The sequence below is a fragment of the Joostella atrarenae genome (genome assembly GCF_021764745.1).
GTDB classification, from domain to species: domain Bacteria; phylum Bacteroidota; class Bacteroidia; order Flavobacteriales; family Flavobacteriaceae; genus Galbibacter; species Galbibacter atrarenae.
The window spans coordinates 1-3,596 of record NZ_JAETXX010000028.1; the positions used below are offsets into that span (position 1 = coordinate 1).

The window sequence follows — 3,596 nt, forward strand, 5'->3', positions numbered from 1 at the left end:
CTTGGTTATATTAGTTTCATTCTTACCGAATCCCAAAATTACATGCACATGTGAATTATTTCGAATTGTTTTAAATACTTCATTTTTAAAGTATTCATCAAGCTGAATGAAAGGAGATAAAATGATTACGTATTTTTCAGCATAATAGATAGTATCATAAATCTCGTCTGCAAGAGATTTCCCGGTTAAAAATTCCATAGATTAAGTTTTGGTCATTAATTTAGGATTGTAAAAATATTATTTTTAACTAAAACTACATAACTATAACATATTATATCCTATGGTTTAATTTATGTCATTAAGAAGGTTTTTCTATGACGCTTTTTATCTCAAGTAATAATTTTGATAGGTTGTTAGAAATTTCATTAATATTAAGTAGAATTTTATCGGATTCTATGTAGTCTCCACCCTTAACAGAAATTTCTTTATCACCATTTGAGGTAGTTTTAAATTCTGTTCTATAATCTTTTTCGTTTATTGGGAATCTGTGTGTTAAACTGTTTCTATAATTATTTGCAACCTTTGTCACCTTATAAAATGAGTCAAGCGAACTCTTAATATCTTCATTTTTGATTAAGCGTAATACGGATTCAAATTTAACTTTTCCATCTGGCATTTTAAAATTGAAATAGATATTTAGAAGTTGAGCTAGCGTATCTCGTGTAGAAAAGAAAAAATAATAAAAAATCTCAACGTAGTAATCAAACAAAATGTGATCAACTAATTCTTTATCATTACAATCTAAATGGTTTTCTTTAAATCCTCTATCAAAATGAGTTAGTAAATATAAATGAGTTTCTTTGAGCTTTCCGAGTCGATTTGATAGCGTAATATTCCAATAGTGTAAATTATTTTTCTGGTTGATTTCTTCTAAGGGTCTTTTTAATTGGAATACAGATTCGACAATGTTTATGCTTTCAAAATTGAACCTAACATAAGTTGGTATTTTTATGGCTATAGCACTTCTCTCGTCTGATGTTGGATACTTGTAATATTTTGAATGAATTTTTCTTTTATTCATATTTTACGGGTTTAATAGTATTGCACTAAACAATTTAATACCTATTCACCTTGATAAAATACTCAAAAAATTCAACTTCGATGATGTTAAACTTTAAACTCCATAAAATCAAAAGCCAATCACATTAAGGGATTGGCAAATTATAATACGATCTTTATTTATCCTATGTTTTTGCCTTTCTAAAATCGTGGATTTCGCTATCCTTCAAAGAATCATAAATCTTAGAAAAATCACTCAATTTATGCCCCATCGCTTCTACAATTAAAATCAATGTTGTTGAGTTTGGGCTTGATTTGGCATTAAAAATATCCGTAACTGTAGCTTTTCTAATCCCAGCATTTAAAGCAATTGTATTGTGGCTGTCACCAACAAAATCTTTTTGTTCCTTAGTTAGCAACTTGCTCTTTTGTAAAAGGGTTTTTAAGCTAATTGCAATTCTAATTTTTATATTTTCTTGTAATGCCTTTTCCACATATGCAATTAACTTCATAGCAAATAAATTATCGGTACGTTTTACCGTTCCGATAATTTATACTATATTTGGTGTTGTATCTTAATTAGAAAGATACTATTGTTTTATATTTGCAATTCTTCAAATAGGAAAATATTAGAAGCAATTGCTTTGAATCTCGTTCTCAAAAACTGGCGTTTTAATTACCACGAGATAATAAGCAGATTGCTCACGACCGCGGGCGTGGGCTCTCTTATTAGTGGTATAGGTGCCGCCAGTGCCTTGAGAACAATAAGCTGAGTTCCGCGCCTATTTTTTTGGCTAAAACTCTCCTTACTATTCTTAGCGTTGGTTTCTTCATTTTAATTGGATTGTTGCAATTAGATAAAAAATAGGATGAAACACCAACCAAAAAACTTGATTATCAAGGCGCAGTATAATGTTGCGTTTACGGTGTATTTTATCCTATTTCCTAAAAAACCAAAATGTCCAATTTAGGACATTATTGTTATGGGAGTGACGATATAATTTAGGCTCAGTGGTCGATTGCCAAAACTTATTATCAATAATAAGTGGCTAAACGATGCGGATGTCTCGGTACTTCAATACTTTTTTCTCTCATAATTAACGACTACACATGATCATGGTATCCGGCCATGTAACGAAACGATGGTTTAGACCTTAAGGCTGTTCTTACCATAGAACCTGTCTTACCGATAATTTTATTGTAGGTAATGGCTATAGGCATATCTATGCGTAAGGGTAAGCGTGAATTTCAAAAAGACCCTTTTAGAAATATAGAGAAGATAAAGGGTCTATTCTAACAAAACCGAAGTTTTATTACAACAACTAAAAATTATGCAAAAAAGATATATTATAAGAGATAAGTGTACACTATTATATGCCCTGCTTATCTTTTCTATTGGAACGTATTCCTTGTTTGGGAATACTAGGGGTGTTAATTTTTTTGATTTAGCTGTTTATCAACATCGGATTAAGGGAGTGGTTACTGATTCGGGCGGAACTCCGGTTCAGGGAGCTTCGGTTCGTATAAAAGGCACTTCAACCGGAACTTTTACAAACAGTGAAGGTGTCTTTTATCTAGAGGCCACTCCTACCGATGTTTTAATTATCACTTACATTGGTTTTAAATCTTTAGAAATAAGAGTAGGATCGAAGGGAGATTTTTCCATTGTCTTGGAGGATGCTATTACCGATCTTGGCGCCGTTACGGTCAATGCTGGTTATTATACGGTATCGGAAAAGGAGCGAACGGGAAGTATTTCCGGTATAACGGCTGCAGATATAGAGAAGCAACCCGTATCAAATCCATTGGCTGCCATGCAGGGAAAGATTCCCGGGGTCTATATTTCCCAAAATTCCGGTGTGCCTGGGGGTGACTTTTCTATTGAAATCAGAGGAAGGAATAGCATTCGGTTGGATGGAAATGATCCATTATTTATAGTAGATGGAGTTCCTTATCCTTCCGATCCGATAACTTCTAGTTTAGTGCAGGGTGCCAATGGAAATTCATCTCCCTTAAATAGTATTAATCCTTCGGATATAGCCGATATCGAAGTTTTAAAGGACGCAGATGCAACTTCCATTTACGGTTCACGAGGCGCTAATGGTGTGGTATTGATTACTACTAAAAAGGGAAAAAGCGGAAAGCTAAAATTGGATGTCAATTTACAAAGCGGTATCGGGCAGGTCTCCAATTTCATGAATGTTTTAAATACCGATGAATATATAACAATGCGGGAAGAGGCCTTTGCTAATGATAATCGGGAGCAAACCTCTAGTAATGCTTATGATCTGTTGGAATGGGACAGGGCCCGTTATACAGATTGGCAGGAGGAGCTTATTGGTGGATCTTCCTATATAAACAATATATATGCGAACCTTTCAGGGGGAAGCGATCAAACGACTTTTAGGTTTGGAGGTGGATATAGGGATGAATCCGTTGTATTTCCGGGAGATTTTGGAAACCAACGTATTACAGGTCAACTGAATTTAAACCATTATTCTTCAGATCAAAAATTCCACGCTAATATCACCACTTCGTATACCCATGAAAATAATGATTTATTAGCGAGTGATCCGACCCTTGAGGCGCTGATTCTG

The 3,596-nt window shown here is 34.0% G+C and carries 3 protein-coding genes and 1 pseudogene; 1 reads left to right on the forward strand and 3 read right to left on the reverse strand.

Annotation, left to right across the window (positions count from 1 at the left end; genetic code table 11):
• The 3 genes and pseudogenes from JM658_RS16845 to JM658_RS16855 form a co-directional block, all read right to left on the reverse strand.
• Positions 1-198 (reverse strand): annotated as a pseudogene (locus tag JM658_RS16845) (hypothetical protein); the annotation flags it as partial.
• Between the two features lie 100 nt (positions 199-298).
• Positions 299-1,021, reverse strand: a complete 723-nt coding sequence (locus JM658_RS16850) for a Cthe_2314 family HEPN domain-containing protein (RefSeq protein WP_236961043.1) — start codon at positions 1,019-1,021, stop codon at positions 299-301.
• A 163-nt stretch (positions 1,022-1,184) separates the two neighbouring features.
• Complete coding sequence (locus tag JM658_RS16855; protein WP_236961045.1) at positions 1,185-1,511, reverse strand: hypothetical protein; 327 nt, start codon at positions 1,509-1,511, stop codon at positions 1,185-1,187.
• A gap of 819 nt (positions 1,512-2,330) precedes the next feature.
• Here JM658_RS16855 and JM658_RS16860 point away from each other — a divergent pair.
• Positions 2,331-3,596: TonB-dependent receptor plug domain-containing protein (locus tag JM658_RS16860; protein ID WP_236961047.1), on the forward strand; the 1,266-nt coding region annotated here is incomplete at its 3' end.

What these genes read in the sequence shown, in the direction of transcription:
- JM658_RS16855 (WP_236961045.1), bottom strand. Translation starts at nt 1,511, where the DNA reads ATGAAGTTAATTGCATATGTGGAAAAGGCATTACAAGAAAATATAAAA.
- JM658_RS16850 (WP_236961043.1), bottom strand. Translation starts at nt 1,021, where the DNA reads ATGAATAAAAGAAAAATTCATTCAAAATATTACAAGTATCCAACATCA.